Genomic DNA, 17785 nt, shown 5'->3' on the forward strand with positions numbered 1-17785 from the left:
GGCCCTTGCGGCCCTGCTCCTCGGCGTGGCCAGCCACGCCGAGGTAACCCGCAGCCACGGCTATCATCCCTTCGGCAATCTCAAATACTCTGCCGACTTTCAGCACCTTGATTACGTCAACCCGGACGCCCCCAAAGGCGGCACCCTGCGCCTCTATGGCCAGGGCACCTTCGATAGCCTGAACCCATATATTCTCAAGGGCATCAGCCCGGCTGATACTCCCGGCATGCAGATGTACGGTGTCACCGAACTGGCCGACAGTTTGCTGATGGGCAACCAGTCCCATAATCGCCTCGGCGATGAAGCCGGCGCCGCCTATGGCCTGATCGCCGAATGGGTGGAATACCCTGATGACCGCAGCTGGGCCACGTTCCGTATTCGCGAACAGGCCCGCTTCCATGACGGCCACCCGATCCGCGCCGAAGACGTAGTGTTCAGCTTTGATGTTCTGCTCAGCAAGGGAAAACCCGAGTATACCTTGCAGCTGGCAGACCTGGCCGATGTGGAGGCGGTGGACCCGCTCACCGTGAAATTCACCTTCAAGGAAGGCCGCAAGGATTTGCCCCAGGTGGTCGGCTCGATCCCCATCCTGCCCAAACATTACTGGCAGGAGCACGATTTCGAGCGAGCCACCCTGACCCCGTCACTGTCCAGTGGCCCTTATCAGGTCAGCTCAGTCAAACCGGGTAAGCAGGTGGTTTTCCAACGGGTCAAGGACTACTGGGCCGCCGACCTGCCGGTCAACCGTGGCCGTTACAACTTTGATCAGGTTATTTTCGAATTTTTCCGCGATGCTGACGTGGGTTTTGAAGCCTTCAAGTCCGGCGATTATGATCTGCATTACGACTACAGTTCCAAGCATTGGGCCACCGCCTACGACTTTGCTGCCGTTGAACAGGGCCAGATCATCAAACAGGAAATCCCTCACCAGATGCCTCGTCCGGTGCAGGCTTTCTTTTTCAATACCCGCAAGGCCCCCTTTAATGACCTCAACGTGCGCAAGGCCGCCAGCCTGCTGTTTGACTTTGAATGGTCCAATCGCAATCTGTTCAGTAATGCCTATAGCCGCACTGTCAGCTGGTTTCCCAACAGCCCCTACTCTGCCCCGGTTCCTGCAACTGCTGAAGAGCAGGAGCTTCTGAAGGATCAGGCCGGGCACCTGCCGGACAATTTCTTCAACGCTGATATCCACCCTCCAGTCAATGATGGCAGTGGCCAGATCCGCAATCGCATGCGCGAGGCGCTGTCACTGCTACAGGCCAGCGGTTGGCGCCTGCAGGATCAAAAACTGGTTAACGAGGAAGGCAAGCCCCTTCGGTTTACCGTTCTCAATTATCACAACCCCGGCATTTACCGCATTCTCGCCCCCTGGTTCCGCAACCTGCAGCGCCTGGGCATTGAAGCCGACTACCGGGAAGTAGAGCCCGCTGCCTACAAGGAACGGCTGGACAACTTCGACTATGACGTGGTGCTGTTTGTGCTGCCCGTACGCGACTATCCCGGGCCGGAGCTGACCGATTATTTCGCTTCAAGCAGTGCAGATATCCCTGGCAGCAAGAATCTGGCTGGCATCAGCCACCCGGTTGTCGATTTTCTGGTCCGCACAGCCCTGTCTGCTGAGACAGAAGCCGAGTATGTACTCAGTCTACAAGCGCTGGACCGGATGTTGCGCTACCAGCATTACGGCGTCCTGAATTACCATATCCGCCATCACCGGGTTGCCTGGTGGGACAGATTTTCCCGTCCTTCGGAACCGATTCCGTTCGGGTTGGGTCTGGATACCTGGTGGATGAAAAATAAATAACGCGCGCACGCTCCACGCTGGCATGTAACAAGCCTGGCCACGCTTCGCTTATCCTTGGTGTGCCAGCACCGATTACGCGACGATAACGGGAGCAACAACAGACGTTGTTGCTACAGGCCGTGCATGTTGCCAGTGAGCGTGCCGCATGAAAAAAGGAGTCATTATGGCCATTCACAGCACTGTGCTGCGTGGGCTGTTTGTTGGGCTGTGTGCGTTCACAGCATTGGCACATGCCGAAATCCACAAGAGCCACGCCATTGCCATGCATGGCGAGCCCATGTATTCCGCTGGCTTCTCGCACTTTGATTACACCAATCCCGACGCGCCCAAAGGCGGCGAACTACGCCTTCATGTGATTGGCGGCTTCGACTCACTCAACCCCTTTGTCTCCAAGGGTCGCGCCGCTGCCGGCATGGCGTATCTGGACAACTCCTACCTGTACGATTCACTCACCGTGCGTGGTGAAGACGAACCGTTCACCCAGTACGGATTGCTGGCGCAAAGCATTGAATGGCCGGATGACCGCAGCTGGGTGCGCTTCCATTTGCGCGAGAAGGCGCGTTTCGCCGATGGCGAACCGGTGCAGGCTGACGATGTGGCCTGGACTTTTGACACCCTGATGAAGAAAGGCAAACCCTTCTACAGCTACTACTACGCAGCTGTTGAACGCGTGGAAATCAACGATCCGCGCACCGTGACCTTTCATTTCAAGGCCAGTGACAACCGGGAATTGCCGCTGATCATCGGCCAGCTCCCCATTTTGCCAAAGCACCACTGGCAAGACCGGGAATTCGACAAGGATGGCATGCTGCCTCCCCTAGGGTCAGGCCCTTACACCCTGGCCGAAGCGAAACCCGGCAAGAAAGTGGTTTACCAGCGCCGCAAGGATTACTGGGCGCAATCGTTACCTGTGATGAAGGGACGAAACAACTTCGATCGCATCATCTATGATTACTATCTTGATGAAACCGCCGCGCTGGAAGCCTTCAAAAGTGGCCGTTATGACTGGCGCCATGAAAACAATTCCAAGCTCTGGGCCACCGCTTACCGGGGCCCGGCCTTTGAAAACGGCAAGATTGTTACCGATGAAGTCAGCCATGGAAACCCCTGGGGGGCACAGGCCTTCATCTTCAATCTGCGCAAGGAATTATTCCAGGATGAGACCCTGAGAGAAGCGATTGGATACGCGTTTGACTTCCAATGGTCCAATGACAATCTGTTCTACGGACAGTACAAACAGAATCGTAGCTACTTTGATAATTCCGAAATGGCCGCCACTGGCTTACCTTCCAAAGCGGAGCTGGCATTGCTGGAACCCTACCGGGAGCAACTGCCGGAAGCGGTTTTCAACAAGGAATACCAGCCCCCCAAAACCGATGGCTCCGGTCGACCCCGTGAGAACCTGCGTAAAGCATCCATCATGCTCAAGGAAGCCGGCTATCAGCTCCGTGACGGCCAGCTTTACACCCCGGACAACAAACCGGTTCGCTTCGAGTTTCTACTCAGCTCTCCGGCTTTTGAACGCATCGTTCTGCCTTTCTCCCGTAACCTGAAGGCACTGGGCATTGTGGCCAACGTGTCCAAGGTTGATTCGTCCCTGTGGGTGGAGCGTATCCAGAATTTCGACTTCGACATGATTGTCTATCGCATGGGGCAATCCAGCTCACCGGGTAATGAACAGCAGGAATACTGGTCTTCCCAGGCTGCCGACCAGCCCGGTAGCCGCAACCTGATCGGCATCAAGAATCCGGTTGTGGATGCGCTGGTGGACAAGATCGTCGCAGCCCAGAGCCGTGAAGAACTGATCACCCGCTGCCGGGCCCTGGACCGGGTGCTGCAGTGGCAGCATTACAGTGTCTTCAACTGGTATTCGGACCAATACCGCCTCGCCTACCAGTCCCGCCTGCGGCACCCGGAACTTGGCAATTACGTTGGCATGGATGCGGCCCTGGATACCTGGTGGGATAGCACAGCGAAATGATGCGCTACTACATTGCCAAACGGCTGCTGCTGGTTCTCCCTACCCTGTTCGGCATCCTGCTGCTGAACTTTCTGGTGATACAGGCAGCGCCTGGCGGGCCAGTGGAAAAGACCCTGGCGGAGCTGCAGGGCATCGGTGGCGGCGGCACCGGCAGCAGTTTTGCCGGCGGCAGTGCGGACACCGTCAGTGGCGGTGAATACCGTGGCTCCCGGGGCCTGCCCCCGGAGCTGGTGGAGCGCATCGAAAAGATGTACGGCTTCGACAAGCCCGCCCACGAACGTTTCTGGCTGATGATCAAAAACTATTTCAGCTTTGATTTCGGTGAATCCTATTACCGGGACCGCTCCGTCACCGAACTGATTGTAGAGCGCCTGCCGGTGTCCATCTCTCTGGGCCTGTGGAGCACCCTGATCGCCTACATGATTTCCATTCCTCTGGGCATTCACAAGGCAGTGAGAGATGGCTCGCGTTTCGATGTCTGGTCGAGCACCGCCATCATTATCGGTTTTGCCATTCCCAGCTTTCTGCTGGGCATACTGTTGATCGTACTCTTTGCCGGGGGCTCCTATTTCGAGTGGTTCCCGCTTCGCGGCCTCACCTCGGACAATTTTGATGAACTGACCCTGTTCGGCAAGATTATCGATTACGCTTGGCATATTACCCTGCCCACCATCGCCATCGTGGTCGGCAACTTCGCCACCTTGTCCATGCTGACCAAAAACTCCTTCATGGACGAAATTCGCAAGCAGTATGTGCAAACCGCCCGGGCCAAGGGGCTGAGTGAGAAACAGGTGCTCTACGGCCATGTGTTCCGCAACGCCATGCTGATCATCATCGCCGGCTTTCCCGCCGCCTTTATCAGTATGTTCTTTACCGGTGTACTGCTGATTGAATTCATCTTTTCCCTGGATGGCCTCGGGCTGCTGGGCTTTGAATCAGTGATCAATCGTGACTACCCGGTGGTGTTCGGCACCCTGTTCATCTTCACCCTGATCGGCCTGCTGCTGAAACTGGTCAGTGATCTGACTTATATGTGGGTGGACCCGCGTATCGACTTTGAGCGGAGGGACAACTAATGGCTTTATCCTCCCTGCGTTTCAGCAATCCGGTCTCGGCCCGCCAGTGGCAGGCTTTTCGCAGCAACCGGCGGGGCTACTGGTCGTTATGGATTTTCCTGGTGCTGTTTATCCTCAGCCTGGGTGCGGAATTCATCGCCAACGACAAGCCCCTGCTGGTCCACTATGACGGCGACCTCTACACCCCGGTATTCAATGCCTATCCGGAAACCACCTTTGGCGGTTTTTTCGAGTCAGAAGCCAATTACCGTGACCCCGTGGTAAAAGACCTGATCGAAGACAAAGGCTGGATTCTCTGGCCACCGATTCGCTACAGCTTCAACACTATCAACTACGACCTGAGTGAGCCTGCACCAGCGCCGCCCTCCTCGGATAACTGGTTAGGCACCGATGATCAGGGCCGCGATGTAGCGGCGGGCTTGATATATGGCTTTCGGATTTCCGTGCTGTTCGGGCTGATGTTGACGCTGTTTTCGAGCATCGTCGGCATTATTATTGGTGCCATTCAGGGCTACTACGGTGGCTGGCTGGATCTGGCCGGACAACGCTTTCTGGAAATCTGGTCCAGCATGCCGATCCTGTTCCTGATCATCATTATTTCCAGCTTCGTGGTACCCAGTTTCTGGACCCTGCTGATCATCATGCTGCTGTTTTCCTGGATGACACTGGTGGATCTGGTGCGAGCCGAATTTCTCCGTTGTCGCAATATGGATTATGTGCGCGCTGCCCACGCCATGGGCGTGCGCACACCGGTGATCATGTTCCGCCATATGCTGCCCAATGCCATGGTTGCCACCATCACCTTCCTGCCTTTCATTCTCAACGGTGCCGTGGTGACGCTCACCTCCCTGGACTTTATTGGTTTCGGTCTACCGCCGGATGCGCCATCCCTGGGCCGCCTGGTGGGTCAAGGGAAGGCCAATCTGCACGCTCCCTGGCTGGGAATCAGCGTCTTTGCCACGCTCACGGTCATGCTGACCCTGCTGGTGTTTATCGGCGAAGCCGTCCGTGATGCCTTCGACACGAGGAAGTTTCTGCAATGAGCCTCCTATCCCTGCGTGGTCTGACCATTCGATTAGGCCAGGATGTGGCCGTAGATAACCTGTCCCTGGATCTGGAACCCGGCCACATGCTGGCGCTGGTCGGTGAGTCCGGCTCCGGCAAGTCTCTGACCGCCCTGTCGATGCTTGATCTGTTGCCGGATAGTGCCAGCTGGCACGCTGACACCCTGACCCTGGATGGTGAAAACCTGCTCGGGCTCACGGAAAACCGCAAGCGCGCCCTGCGCGGCGGCCGTATCGGCACCATTTTCCAGGAGCCGCTGACGGCCCTGAATCCTCTGCATACGGTGGAAAAACAGATCAGCGAAAGCCTGTTTGTTCATCAGGGTATGAGCCGAGCAAAGGCCCGTGCGCGCTGCCTGGAGTTACTCGGCCAGGTGGAACTGCCTGCCACCAAGGAAATGCTGGGGCGCTATCCACACCAGCTCAGTGGCGGCCAGCGCCAGCGGGTAATGATTGCCATGGCCCTGGCCAACGATCCGCAGATCCTGATCGCCGACGAGCCCACCACCGCTCTCGACGTGACCGTTCAGGAGACCATTCTCACACTGATCAAGCGATTGCAGAACGAACTGAACCTGTCGATCCTGCTGATCAGCCATGATCTGGCGGTGGTCAGCCGCTTTGCCGATGACATCCTGGTCATGCACCACGGCAAGAAGGTGGAAGCCGGCCCCACCGCACAGGTGCTGGCAGAGCCCAAGGAAGCCTACACCCGCCACCTGATCGGTTCGGAGCCCCGTGGCCAGATGCCACCACTGGCGGAGAATGCACCGCTGCTGCTGGAAGCCAACGCCATGGCAGTGACCTTCAAGGAAAAGCGTCAGAGCCTGTTCTCCCCTGCCCCCTTGATGCGCGCCGTGGATGAGATTGATCTATGCGTCAGGCGCGGCGAGACCCTGGGCATTGTCGGCGAATCCGGATCGGGGAAATCCACCCTGGCGCTGGCATTGTTACGCCTGGTAAAAAGCCAGGGCCAGATCCTCATGGATGGCACCGATCTGCGACAACTGAACCACCGGCAGCTGCGTGGCTGGCGTAGCCGACTGCAGGTGGTCTTCCAGGACCCGTTCGGCAGTCTCAATCCGCGCATGACCGTGGGCCAGATCGTGGCGGAAGGTCTCGCCGTGCATGCGGGCAGTCTGACTCCACAGGAAAGGGATGCCAAAGTTACCCAGATGCTCGAAGAAGTCGACCTGCCAGCGGAAGCACGACATCGTTACCCCCATGAGTTTTCCGGCGGTCAGCGACAGCGTATCGCCATTGCTCGTGCCCTGATCATGGAACCTGAGCTGCTTATCCTGGACGAGCCCACTTCAGCCCTGGACCGCAGTGTGCAATACCAGATTCTGGAACTGCTGAAATCCCTGCAAAAGAAACATGATCTCAGCTATCTGTTTATCAGCCATGATCTGAAAGTCATACGATCCATCTGTCACCGGGTGATGGTCATGAAGGATGGCAAGGTGGTTGAGCAAGGCGATACAGGCGCTATTTTCGACCAGCCACAACACAGCTACACGCATAAGCTGATGTCTGCCGCCTTTGCCTGAACAGAAGCCGCAGGGAAACACACCGTTGCATTTGTCAGTCTGTGAAAAGGCGTCAAACCCGGTTTATTTGCCTATACTTAGCCCAGTCGTTATGTTGGCCACCAATCGGAATAACCAGAACCACGAGGGATGACCATGGGATTTCTAGCAGGCAAACGCTACCTGATTGTCGGCGTCGCCAGTGACCGCTCCATTGCTACCGGTATTGCCGAAGCCATGCACCGTGAAGGCGCCGAGCTGGCCTTTACCTATCAGAACGAAAAACTGAAAAGCCGTGTCGTGAAAGCGGCGGAACGCTATGGCAGCAACGAAACACTGTGCTACCCCTGCGATGTCGTCAGTGATGAAGAGATCGAGGCAGTATTTACAGCGCTGGGCGATCAATGGGACGGACTCGATGGGATTATCCACGCTGTGGGGTTTGCTCCCGGCAATGAACTGGATGGCAGCTTTGCGGAAGTGGCAACACGCGAAGGCTTCCGCATCGCCCATGACATTTCCAGCTACAGCTTCGTTGCCCTGGCCAAGGCCGGGCGTCAGATGATGGCCAACCGCAATGGCTCTCTGTTGACACTCACATACCATGCCGCGCGTCAGACCGTGCCCAACTACAACGTAATGGGCCTGGCCAAGGCCAGCCTGGAAGCCTCTGTCCGTTATCTGGCTTCCAGCATGGGGCCTGACGGCATTCGTGTGAACGGGATTTCCGCCGGGCCCATCCGCACCCTGGCGGCATCCGGCATCAAGAAATTCCGCAGCATGCTTGACTACAACGCCGCCAAGGCACCGTTACGCCGGAATGTGACCATTGAGGAAGTGGGGAATGTTGCTGCTTTCCTGTGCTCTGACCTGGCATCCGGTATCACCGGCGAAATCACCTATGTGGATGCCGGTGCCAGCACGGTATCCATGCCCTTTGAGCTTGAAAACGAGTAAAACCAGAAGACGATCCCGCAACCGGAATTGCGGCAAAAAAAAAGCTCACCAGCAATGGTGAGCTTTTTTTGTTTCTGCCGCTGATTACTGATCGGCAGAACTGCTACTCAGGCGTTCCGGATTGAGATCCACATCGCCTTCGTCACGCAACAAGGCAACCACCTGACGGAAGTTACGTTGCCCTTCGATATTTCCCAGCTCCAGGAGCGCGGCTTGTTGCTGCGCATCGGAAAGGGGTTCGGCATTACCGTCTTCCACACGGGTTACCTGATAGGCAACCAGGGAACCGTCACCCACTCGAGTCAGCTCAATGGCAGAGCTTTCCCCTTCCGCCGTCTTCGGCAGTGCAAAGGCGCCGTTGACCACTTCCATGGACGGCTCAGCCCCGCCACGCTGAAGACCTTCCTGCTCTTCAATCCCGGCCTCAAACAAGGCGGCGATCTCATCCAGGGTTGCGCCCTGCTGCAATTTCTCTTCGGCCTGCGCAGACAGTTCCTGCACCTTGTCAGCAGCTCGCTCGCCCTTCAGGCGTTCGCGAATTGCGAAGGAGACATCTTCCAGCGGTAACGGCTCCGCCGGTTTGTCATCGAGGATACTGACGGCCAGGTACTCACCAGGAGCCGTCTCGATCAGATCGCTGTTGTGGCGATCCTTGCGAACCTGGTCACTGTTGAGCGCTTGCTGCACCTGACGCGCAGACAGTGGCTGAGGCAGCGACGCCAGGGAGACCCAGTCGGTGGTGACTACATCGATGCCAACCTGCTCGGCGGGAACAGTCATGTCACTGTGTTCGTAGAGAAGCTCTTCCAGACGTGCCACATCTTCATTTAGCAGCGTTTCCGCGCGGCCCTGCTTGAGATCTGCACGAATCTGCTCGGCCAGTTCCTCCAGTGTTGGCAAATCCTGCTCACGGACAACATCAGATACCTTGATCAGATGCACACCGGCATCGGTCACAACCGGATCGGAAACCATACCGGGCTCCAGGCTGGCAATCGCCTCTTCCATCTCTTCAGGCAATGCGCCCTTGGATACCACACCAAGATCGCCACCGGCACCGGCTGAGCCAGGGTCGTCGGAATACTGCTCAGCCACCTCGGCAAAGGACTCACCGGCGGCAATTGCCTGTGCGGCTTCAGTAGCTCGGGTCTGAGCCTGTTCAAGATCTCTGTCGCCATTGATCTCGACGAGAATATGGGCCACTTTGCGCGCCGTAGTAGCACCCGATTCTTCCATGATGGAGCGGCGCACTTCGTACTCCGCAGCCACGTCGTCCTCGCTCACGGATACCTGGTCGGTGTAGTCCTGCGCTGTCAGCTTCACATAGGCGACCCGGAATTCTTCCGGACGCATGAACTCCGCCTGGTTTTCATCGTAGTAAGCCTTGATGTCTTCATCACTGACGACAAAATCGCTACGCAGACCGTTCAGGTCCAGCGTCACATAGCGAATGTCACGAACCTGTTCACCCAGCCGACGCTGCTCTTGCAGTTCCGCCGGCAACGCAAAATTGGTTGCCATGAAACCGGAGCGATACTGCTCTTTGAGCATGTCCTGACGCAGGCCCTGGATATAACCCTGTGGCGTCAAGCCGCGGCTACGCAGCTCCCGTTCGAACCGGGTCTCGGAAAATTTGCCATCCTCCTGGAAAAGGGGGACCTGATAAATATCGCGGGCGGCCTGCTTTTCGCTGAATGCCAGTTTGGCATTCTGCGCTGCAGCAAGAATCAGCTGCTCGTTAATCAGTCCTTCCAGCACCATTTCGGGGCGAACAAAGGAATCCAGCATGGACGGGTCCATATTCGGACTCTGCTGGCGCAGCATGTCACGAACGCGCTCCACGCGCTGATTGACCACACTGCGGGTGATTTTGTTGCCTTCTACTTCGGCAACCACATCCCCGCTTCCACCACCGGTGAAATAGCCATAGAAACCGGAAATGACAAAAGGAAGGATAATCGCGGCAAGCAGGACCTTGCCCACGGGACCGCGGACAAACCGTCTGAACTCCTGCATGAAAATACTCCGTAGGGACTCTTATTAAAACCTGGAACCGTGACTTCAGCATGGCTTCAGGTGAAAACTGTCGAATTCGATATTGTTATGTGAGAACCGCAATTTTTACCACAGGTTCCCCTAAACGGAAAAAAGCGCACCCGCTTACGGCTGCGCTTCCTCAAACTGGCGGAGCGGACGGGACTCGAACCCGCGACCCCCGGCGTGACAGGCCGGTATTCTAACCAGCTGAACTACCGCTCCAGCAAACAGTTTAGTTCACCGCGTCTTTCAGTGCCTTACCGGCTTTGAAGCCCGGTACTTTGGCAGCGGCGATCTGAATGGTCTGGCCAGTTTGCGGGTTGCGGCCTTCGCGAGCAGCGCGCTCTTTCACAGCAAAAGTACCAAAACCTACCAGAGAAACGCTGTCACCTTTTTTCAGGGCGCCAGTAACCGCTTCCAAAGTAGCATCCAGTGCACGACCTGCGTCGGCTTTGGAAATATCCGCGCTAGCGGCAATCGCATCAATCAACTCTGACTTATTCACAAAGTTCCCCTTTCTGTTTTTCCCGGTTTTATGGTCGAGGCGTGATGTACTCTCCTCCTGAGCAAGCCGCCTTTATACCAACGGGTATAAGGAGCGTCAAGAAAGGAAAGGTATCATCGCACCCAAGTTAAAAAAAATGAAAAACCATATAGATCAATAATTTAAAAAGCTTCAATTCCGGCTCATTAGTGTGTACTGGGCCGCTTTGCGCCTTCCTGGTTTTTCTCTTCTGCGAGCGCCAAATCCTCTTCCAGTTCCGCTTCACTCAGCGGGCTGGGTTGATGAGTCAGCGCCACATCAAGCACCTGGTCAATCCATTTAACAGGACGGATATCCAGGGACGACTTGATATTGTCCGGGATCTCTTTGAGATCCCGCTCGTTTTCTTCCGGTATCAATACCGTCTTGATGCCACCACGGTGAGCAGCCAGTAATTTCTCTTTCAGCCCACCAATGGGCAGAACCTGGCCACGCAGGGTAATTTCACCGGTCATGGCCACATCGGCACGCACCGGGATACCTGTGAGTACCGACACCATGGCAGTGCACATGCCAATGCCCGCACTGGGGCCGTCTTTTGGCGTGGCGCCTTCCGGCACATGCATGTGCAGGTCGTTACGGTCCAGGGTGCGGCGACGGATACCAAGAGTGCCAGCACGGCTTTTCACAACCGTCCAGGCCGCCTGAATGGATTCCTGCATCACATCGCCCAGGGAGCCGGTAGAGATTACGCGGCCTTTGCCCGGAGTGGAAACACTTTCGATAGTCAGCAACTCACCACCAACGGAGGTCCACGCCAGTCCGGTAACCTGCCCGACCTGATCCTTTTCTTCCGCACGGCCGAAGCTGAACTTGCGCACACCCAGGTATTGTTCCACCAGGTCCTCGGTCAGCACGACACTGGTGCTCTCTCCGGCCAACAGGTGTTCCTTGACTACCTTGCGACAAATCTTGCTGACTTCACGCTCAAGTCCACGGACCCCCGCTTCACGGGTGTAGTGCCGGACCACGTAACGTAGCACGGTTTCGTCGAAAACCACTTCATCCTTTTTCAGACCGTTATTCTTGATCTGCTTGGGAACCAGATACTGGAGGGCGATGTTGACCTTCTCGTCCTCGGTGTAGCCTGGCAGACGAATGACTTCCATACGGTCCAGCAAGGGTGCCGGAATATTCATGGAGTTGGAGGTACAGATAAACAGCGTCTCGGACAGGTTGTAGTCCACCTCCAGATAATGATCACTGAACGTGTCATTCTGTTCCGGGTCCAGCACCTCCAACAGGGCGGACGCCGGATCACCACGGTTATCCATACCCATCTTGTCCACTTCGTCGAACAGGAACAGTGGGTTGCGGACACCAACCTTGGACAGCTTCTGGATTACCTTGCCCGGCAAAGAACCGATATAGGTGCGACGGTGGCCACGAATTTCGGCTTCGTCTCTCACACCACCCAGTGCCATGCGGACAAACTTTCGATTGGTGGCATGGGCGATGGATTGGCCCAGGGACGTTTTCCCCACGCCCGGAGGCCCCACCAGACATAACACCGGGCCCTTGACCTTGCCCACGCGGCTTTGTACGGCCAGGAATTCAAGGATACGGTCCTTTACTTCTTCCAGACCATAATGATCCTGATCCAGTACTTCCTTGGCATGGGCCAGATCATGACGTACTCGGCTGCGTTTCTTCCATGGCACCGATGTCATCCAGTCCAGATAGCTACGCACTACCGTCGCCTCTGCGGACATGGGAGACATCATTTTGAGCTTGTTCAGCTCGTTCATGGACTTTTCGCGGGCTTCCTTGGGCATACCCACGCCGTCGATTTTCTTTTCCAGATCTTCCAGGTCGTTACCACTGTCGTCCAGATCACCCAATTCTTTCTGGATGGCTTTCATCTGTTCGTTCAGGTAGTACTCGCGCTGGCTTTTCTCCATCTGCTTTTTGACGCGCCCACGAATGCGTTTTTCCACCTTGAGCACATCAATGTCGGATTCCATCAGCGCAATCAGGTGTTCAACCCGCTCACGCACGTCCACCATTTCCAGCACGTCCTGCTTTTCTTCCAGTTTCAACTGCAGGTGGGCGGCAATGGTGTCGGCCAGGCGGCTGACTTCATCGATGGAGGAAACAGAGCCGGTGACTTCCGGCGCCACTTTCTTGGAGAGTTTGACGTAATCCTCGAACTGGGACTGCAGCGAGCGGGACAGAGCCTCCTGCTCCCCTTCATCGGGCAGCCCCTCTTCCAACTCACGCACATCAGCGATACCACCCTGGTCGCCGAACTCGGCCTTGACCACGTGGGCCCGCTGACCGCCTTCAACCAGCACCTTGACGGTGCCATCGGGCAGTTTGAGCAACTGAAGAATGGTTGAAACGGTGCCGACCCGGTAAATGTCATCCGCACCCGGGTCATCGTCAGAGGCATTGCGCTGGGCGACCAGCATGATCTGTTTGTCGTCCGCCATGGCGGTTTCAAGCGCAGCAATGGACTTTTCCCGGCCAACAAACAGCGGGATCACCATATGGGGATACACCACTACGTCACGCAGTGGTAAAAGCGGGATATCTTTCAGCACGTATTGCCTCTATTGCCGTGGTGGCACCTTAATCCGGTGCCACCTTGGAAGACTGCTCGTTGTTCTCGTAAATCAACAACGGATCGGATTCGCCCTTGATAGTGGGACTGTCGATAACCACCTTGGCAACAGAGTCCATGGAAGGAACCTGGTACATGGTATCGAGCAGCACACTTTCCAGAATGGAGCGCAGACCGCGGGCCCCTGTCTTTCTTTCCATGGCTTTGTGGGCCACGGCGCGAAGGGCATCATCGCGGAAATCCAGCTCCACGCCTTCCATCTCGAACAGGCGGGCGTACTGTTTGGTCAGGGCATTGCGTGGCTCAGTGAGAATCTGAACCAGCGCCTCTTCACTGAGCTCTTCAAGGGTCGCGATCACCGGCAGACGACCGATAAACTCGGGGATCAGGCCATACTTGACCAGGTCTTCCGGTTCCACATCTACCAGCAATTCACCCAGGTTACGGGCATCATCCTTGCTCTTCACTTCTGCCGAGAAGCCGATACCGCCCTTCTCGGAACGCTCGCGAATCACCTTGTCCAGGCCGGCAAAGGCACCACCACAGATAAACAGCATGTTGGAGGTGTCCACCTGCAGGAATTCCTGCTGGGGATGCTTGCGCCCTCCCTGAGGAGGGACAGAGGCCACGGTGCCTTCAATCAGCTTGAGCAGGGCCTGCTGCACGCCCTCCCCGCTCACATCACGGGTAATGGAGGGGTTGTCGGACTTGCGGGAAATCTTGTCGATTTCATCGATATAGACAATACCGCGCTGGGCCTTGTCCACATCGTAATCGCACTTCTGCAGCAGTTTCTGGATGATGTTTTCCACATCCTCACCCACATAACCGGCTTCGGTGAGGGTGGTGGCATCCGCGATGGTGAAGGGCACATTGAGCAACCGCGCCAGGGTCTCGGCCAGCAGCGTCTTACCACTACCGGTGGGACCAATAAGCAAAATATTGCTCTTACCCAGTTCCACCTCATCACGGCCCTTGCTACTGCTGCGCAGGCGCTTGTAGTGGTTGTATACCGCCACGGCGAGGACGCGTTTGGCTCGCTCCTGCCCAATCACGTACTCATCAAGGGTTTCCTTGATTTCATTGGGCTTGGGCAGGGCTTCTCCGCCGGTGTCCCCGGTGTCTTCCTGCACTTCCTCGCGGATGATGTCGTTACACAGATCCACGCATTCGTCGCAGATAAAGACCGAGGGCCCCGCAATCAGCTTGCGGACCTCATGCTGGCTTTTGCCACAAAAAGAGCAGTACAGCAGCTTGCCGTCGTCGCCCTTGCCAGTGGAGTCGGTCATTGAATCGCCTCTAAACCTGTGTATTTGAGTATTTGCGTCTCTTTCAAAATGCAGGGAGACGGGGGCTTTTTCAAGCCCGCCGGGCCTCTCAGGCCTTCCGTTAGGACACTTTTTGTACGAAGGTTACCGAATTACACCGGACGCTGACGCAACACCGCGTCAACGATGCCATATTCCTGTGCCTGCTCCGCGCCCATGAAGTTGTCGCGGTCGGTATCTTTCTCCAGCCTTTCCAGCGGTTGGCCGGTGTGGTGGGCCAACAGGCTGTTGAGCTGTCCCTTGATCTTGAGAATTTCCTTGGCATGGATCTCGATATCCGAGGCCTGGCCTTGGAAACCGCCCAGCGGCTGGTGAATCATGATCCGCGCATTGGGCAGCGCATAGCGCTTGCCTGCCGCACCTGCGGCCAACAGGAAGGCGCCCATGCTGGCGGCCTGCCCCACGCACATGGTGGACACATCCGGCTTGACGAACTGCATGGTGTCATAAATGGACATGCCTGCCGTTACCGAGCCACCCGGGCTGTTGATGTAGAGATGAATGTCCTTGTCCGGGTTTTCCGACTCCAGGAACAACATCTGGGCCACGATCAGGTTGGCCATGTGGTCTTCCACTTGGCCGATCATGAAAATCACCCGCTCTTTGAGCAGGCGGGAGTAGATGTCAAAAGAACGTTCGCCACGGGCGGTCTGCTCGATCACCACCGGCACCAGACCCAGATTGGTCGGGTCGTTGCTCAGTTGCTGCATTTCCGGGGTCATGGAGTTGATACGGCTCAAGTCGATCATGTAGCGCTTTCCTTCTCGTCGATCGTCCGGGGACGTTCTTGCGATTTATTGGTATCGGCGGTGGCCGACCTCATCCTGAATGCTGCAATGGGGGCTAACATAGCCAAAAACAAGGCAGGCCGGACGAACAGGTCTTCCAGCATCTTATGACGGTGTATGGGGGGCGTCTATAAAAGTGGGCGTTGGCGGGGTCTGAATGCGCAAAACTTGCGCAAATTGTGCATAAATAACGCAAAACGGGGCCAGAAGGCCCCGTTTTGCTGTCAAAAAGCGGAAAGAATCAGCCTTCTGCTTGCTCGCGTGGCTTCACCGCGTCCTGGTAGGACATGGCTTTCTCTTCCACCTTGGCGCTATCCAGAACCAGGTCGACCACCTGCTCTTCCAGTACAGCGCCTTCAATCTGCTGCAGCTGCTGCGGATTGCTGTAAACCCAGCTCACCACTTCTTCCGGCTTCTCGTACTGCTCGGCGATTTCTTCTACACGAGCTTTCACCTTGTCGGCATCGGCCTTGATCTCGTGCTTGTCGAGGATAGCGCGAACCACCAGGCCCAGACGCACGGAACGCTCAGCCTGTTCCTTGAACAGATCATCCGGCAGGATGGAGGCATCAAACTGCTGACCACCACCGAACTGCTGCATCATCTGCTGACGCATACGCTGGATTTCCTGGGTGACCAGGGCGCCCGGCAAATCAAACTCGTGCAGGTTGACCAGGCCGTCCATCGCCTGCTCTTTCACCTTGCCAGTTACCGCATTCTTCAGCTCGCGCTCCATGTTCTTGCGCACTTCAGCCTTGAATTTGGCTTCGTCGCCATCCTCAACGCCGAAGGCTTTCATGAACTCGGCATCCACTTCCGGCAGCGCCTTGCCTTCAACCTTGTTGACCTTGATCTGGAACACCACAGCCTGACCTTTCAGTTCTTCGGACTGGTAGTCTTCCGGGAAGGTCACGTCGATATCTTTCTCGTCACCGGCTTTCAGGCCAACGATGCCATCTTCAAAACCCGGGATCATCTGACCGGAGCCCAGCTCCAGGTTCTGCCCTTCGGCGCTACCGCCTTCGAAGGCTTCACCATCTTTCAGACCTTTGAAATCAATGTTGACGCGGTCACCGGTTTCGGCGGCACGGTCCACATCGGCAAACTCGGCGCGCTGCTGACGCAGGGTTTCGATCATGGTGTCCACGTCGGCGTCGGAGACTTCAGCCTGGGGCTTTTCCACTTCGATGGAATCAAAAGCCGCCAGCTCGACATCCGGGTACACCTCGAAGGTGGCCACGAATTCCAGATCCTTGCCTGCTTCATTGGTCTTGGCTTCAAAGCCCGGCATACCCGCTGGCTGCAGCTTTTCCTGCTCCACCGCTTCGATGAAGGCTTCACGCATGACGTCAGCCAGCACTTCGTTACGCACGGCCCCGCCAAAGCGACGCTTTACTTCACGCATGGGCACTTTACCCGGGCGGAAACCGTCCAGACGGATCGTTTTCTGGGCTTCCTGCAGCTTGCCTTCTACTGCTACGTCCACTTTTTCCGCGGGTACACCCACCGTCACACGGCGCTCAAGACCTGAAGTCGTTTCAACAGAAACCTGCATAACATCCTCTTTAAAAAAGACTTTTATCTCTGCCCGCCGCCGAAATAACGCGAAGACGGCCTAATGAAGGGCGGAGATTATAATCAAAGGGGGCTTCGCTGCCTACAGCCTGGCTGTTCAGCAGTACCTGAAGCCCATACGAAAAAGCCTCCGGGGATCTATCCCGGAGGCTTTTAATATGGGGTGACTGATGGGGCTCGAACCCACGACCGCCGGAATCACAATCCGGAGCTCTACCAACTGAGCTACAATCACCATAAAACTGTCTGCTTTCTTTCCTGCCTGGCGCACCTGGCAGGACTTGAACCTGCAACCTACGGCTTAGAAGGCCGTTGCTCTATCCAGTTGAGCTACAGGCGCTTGCAGATTTCCGCCATCAAGCCAACTGGTCGGGGTGGAGGGATTCGAACCCCCGACATCCTGCTCCCAAAGCAGGCGCGCTACCAGGCTGCGCTACACCCCGTTTTGTAAAGCTGCGTCAGTGACTAAGCTCGAAAGCGAGGCGCGCATAATACTCGGCACCCCCATGAGCGTCAACGGGGTTCGACGCAAAAAAATG

The 17785-nt window shown here is 56.4% G+C and carries 12 protein-coding genes and 4 tRNA genes; 6 read left to right on the forward strand and 10 right to left on the reverse strand.

Features of this window, described 5'->3' with window-relative positions; translation table 11 throughout:
* Nucleotides 1–25: 25 nt before the first annotated feature.
* From Q0Y02_RS02900 to Q0Y02_RS02925, 6 genes are all read left to right on the forward strand, one after another.
* Complete coding sequence (locus Q0Y02_RS02900; RefSeq protein ID WP_297764163.1) at nucleotides 26–1804, forward strand: extracellular solute-binding protein; 1779 nt, start codon at nucleotides 26–28, stop codon at nucleotides 1802–1804.
* 163 nt (nucleotides 1805–1967) lie between these two features.
* Nucleotides 1968–3785, forward strand: coding sequence for an extracellular solute-binding protein (locus Q0Y02_RS02905; RefSeq protein ID WP_297764165.1), 1818 nt, complete (start codon nucleotides 1968–1970; stop codon nucleotides 3783–3785).
* Complete coding sequence (locus tag Q0Y02_RS02910) at nucleotides 3785–4861, forward strand: microcin C ABC transporter permease YejB (protein WP_366516902.1); 1077 nt, start codon at nucleotides 3785–3787, stop codon at nucleotides 4859–4861. The genes Q0Y02_RS02905 and Q0Y02_RS02910 overlap by 1 nt, the downstream gene beginning before the upstream one ends.
* Complete coding sequence (locus tag Q0Y02_RS02915; protein WP_297764171.1) at nucleotides 4861–5904, forward strand: ABC transporter permease; 1044 nt, start codon at nucleotides 4861–4863, stop codon at nucleotides 5902–5904. Before Q0Y02_RS02910 ends, Q0Y02_RS02915 begins: the two co-directional genes overlap by 1 nt.
* Nucleotides 5901–7475, forward strand: a complete 1575-nt coding sequence (locus Q0Y02_RS02920; protein WP_297764174.1) for a dipeptide ABC transporter ATP-binding protein — start codon at nucleotides 5901–5903, stop codon at nucleotides 7473–7475. The genes Q0Y02_RS02915 and Q0Y02_RS02920 overlap by 4 nt, the downstream gene beginning before the upstream one ends.
* Nucleotides 7476–7610: 135 nt before the next feature.
* Nucleotides 7611–8411, forward strand: a complete 801-nt coding sequence (locus Q0Y02_RS02925) for an enoyl-ACP reductase (protein WP_366516901.1) — start codon at nucleotides 7611–7613, stop codon at nucleotides 8409–8411.
* Nucleotides 8412–8495: 84 nt separating this feature from the next.
* Here Q0Y02_RS02925 and Q0Y02_RS02930 read toward each other — a convergent pair whose 3' ends face one another.
* The 10 genes from Q0Y02_RS02930 to Q0Y02_RS02975 all read right to left on the reverse strand — a co-directional run bounded on the left by Q0Y02_RS02930 (nucleotide 8496) and on the right by Q0Y02_RS02975 (nucleotide 17689).
* Entirely contained in the window at nucleotides 8496–10427 is a 1932-nt protein-coding gene (locus Q0Y02_RS02930) for a SurA N-terminal domain-containing protein (RefSeq protein WP_297764179.1), read from the reverse strand.
* A 166-nt stretch (nucleotides 10428–10593) separates the two neighbouring features.
* Nucleotides 10594–10670: transfer RNA gene (locus Q0Y02_RS02935), tRNA-Asp, on the reverse strand.
* 10 nt (nucleotides 10671–10680) lie between these two features.
* Complete coding sequence (locus Q0Y02_RS02940) at nucleotides 10681–10953, reverse strand: HU family DNA-binding protein (protein WP_035244197.1); 273 nt, start codon at nucleotides 10951–10953, stop codon at nucleotides 10681–10683.
* Nucleotides 10954–11138: 185 nt separating this feature from the next.
* A complete protein-coding gene (lon, locus tag Q0Y02_RS02945) occupies nucleotides 11139–13535 on the reverse strand; it encodes an endopeptidase La (protein WP_297764187.1) in 2397 nt (798 codons plus the stop codon).
* A gap of 28 nt (nucleotides 13536–13563) precedes the next feature.
* Nucleotides 13564–14844, reverse strand: a complete 1281-nt coding sequence (gene clpX, locus Q0Y02_RS02950) for an ATP-dependent Clp protease ATP-binding subunit ClpX (protein WP_035244193.1) — start codon at nucleotides 14842–14844, stop codon at nucleotides 13564–13566.
* Between the two features lie 131 nt (nucleotides 14845–14975).
* Entirely contained in the window at nucleotides 14976–15632 is a 657-nt protein-coding gene (clpP, locus tag Q0Y02_RS02955; RefSeq protein ID WP_297764193.1) for an ATP-dependent Clp endopeptidase proteolytic subunit ClpP, read from the reverse strand.
* A gap of 280 nt (nucleotides 15633–15912) precedes the next feature.
* Nucleotides 15913–17226, reverse strand: coding sequence for a trigger factor (gene tig / locus Q0Y02_RS02960; RefSeq protein ID WP_297764196.1), 1314 nt, complete (start codon nucleotides 17224–17226; stop codon nucleotides 15913–15915).
* Between the two features lie 179 nt (nucleotides 17227–17405).
* Nucleotides 17406–17481, reverse strand: a tRNA-His gene (locus tag Q0Y02_RS02965).
* A 28-nt stretch (nucleotides 17482–17509) separates the two neighbouring features.
* Nucleotides 17510–17586, reverse strand: a tRNA-Arg gene (locus Q0Y02_RS02970).
* A 26-nt stretch (nucleotides 17587–17612) separates the two neighbouring features.
* Nucleotides 17613–17689 (reverse strand) — tRNA-Pro (locus Q0Y02_RS02975).
* Nucleotides 17690–17785: the final 96 nt, after the last annotated feature.

This window comes from uncultured Alcanivorax sp. (genome assembly GCF_947258575.1).
GTDB lineage: Bacteria > Pseudomonadota > Gammaproteobacteria > Pseudomonadales > Alcanivoracaceae > Alcanivorax.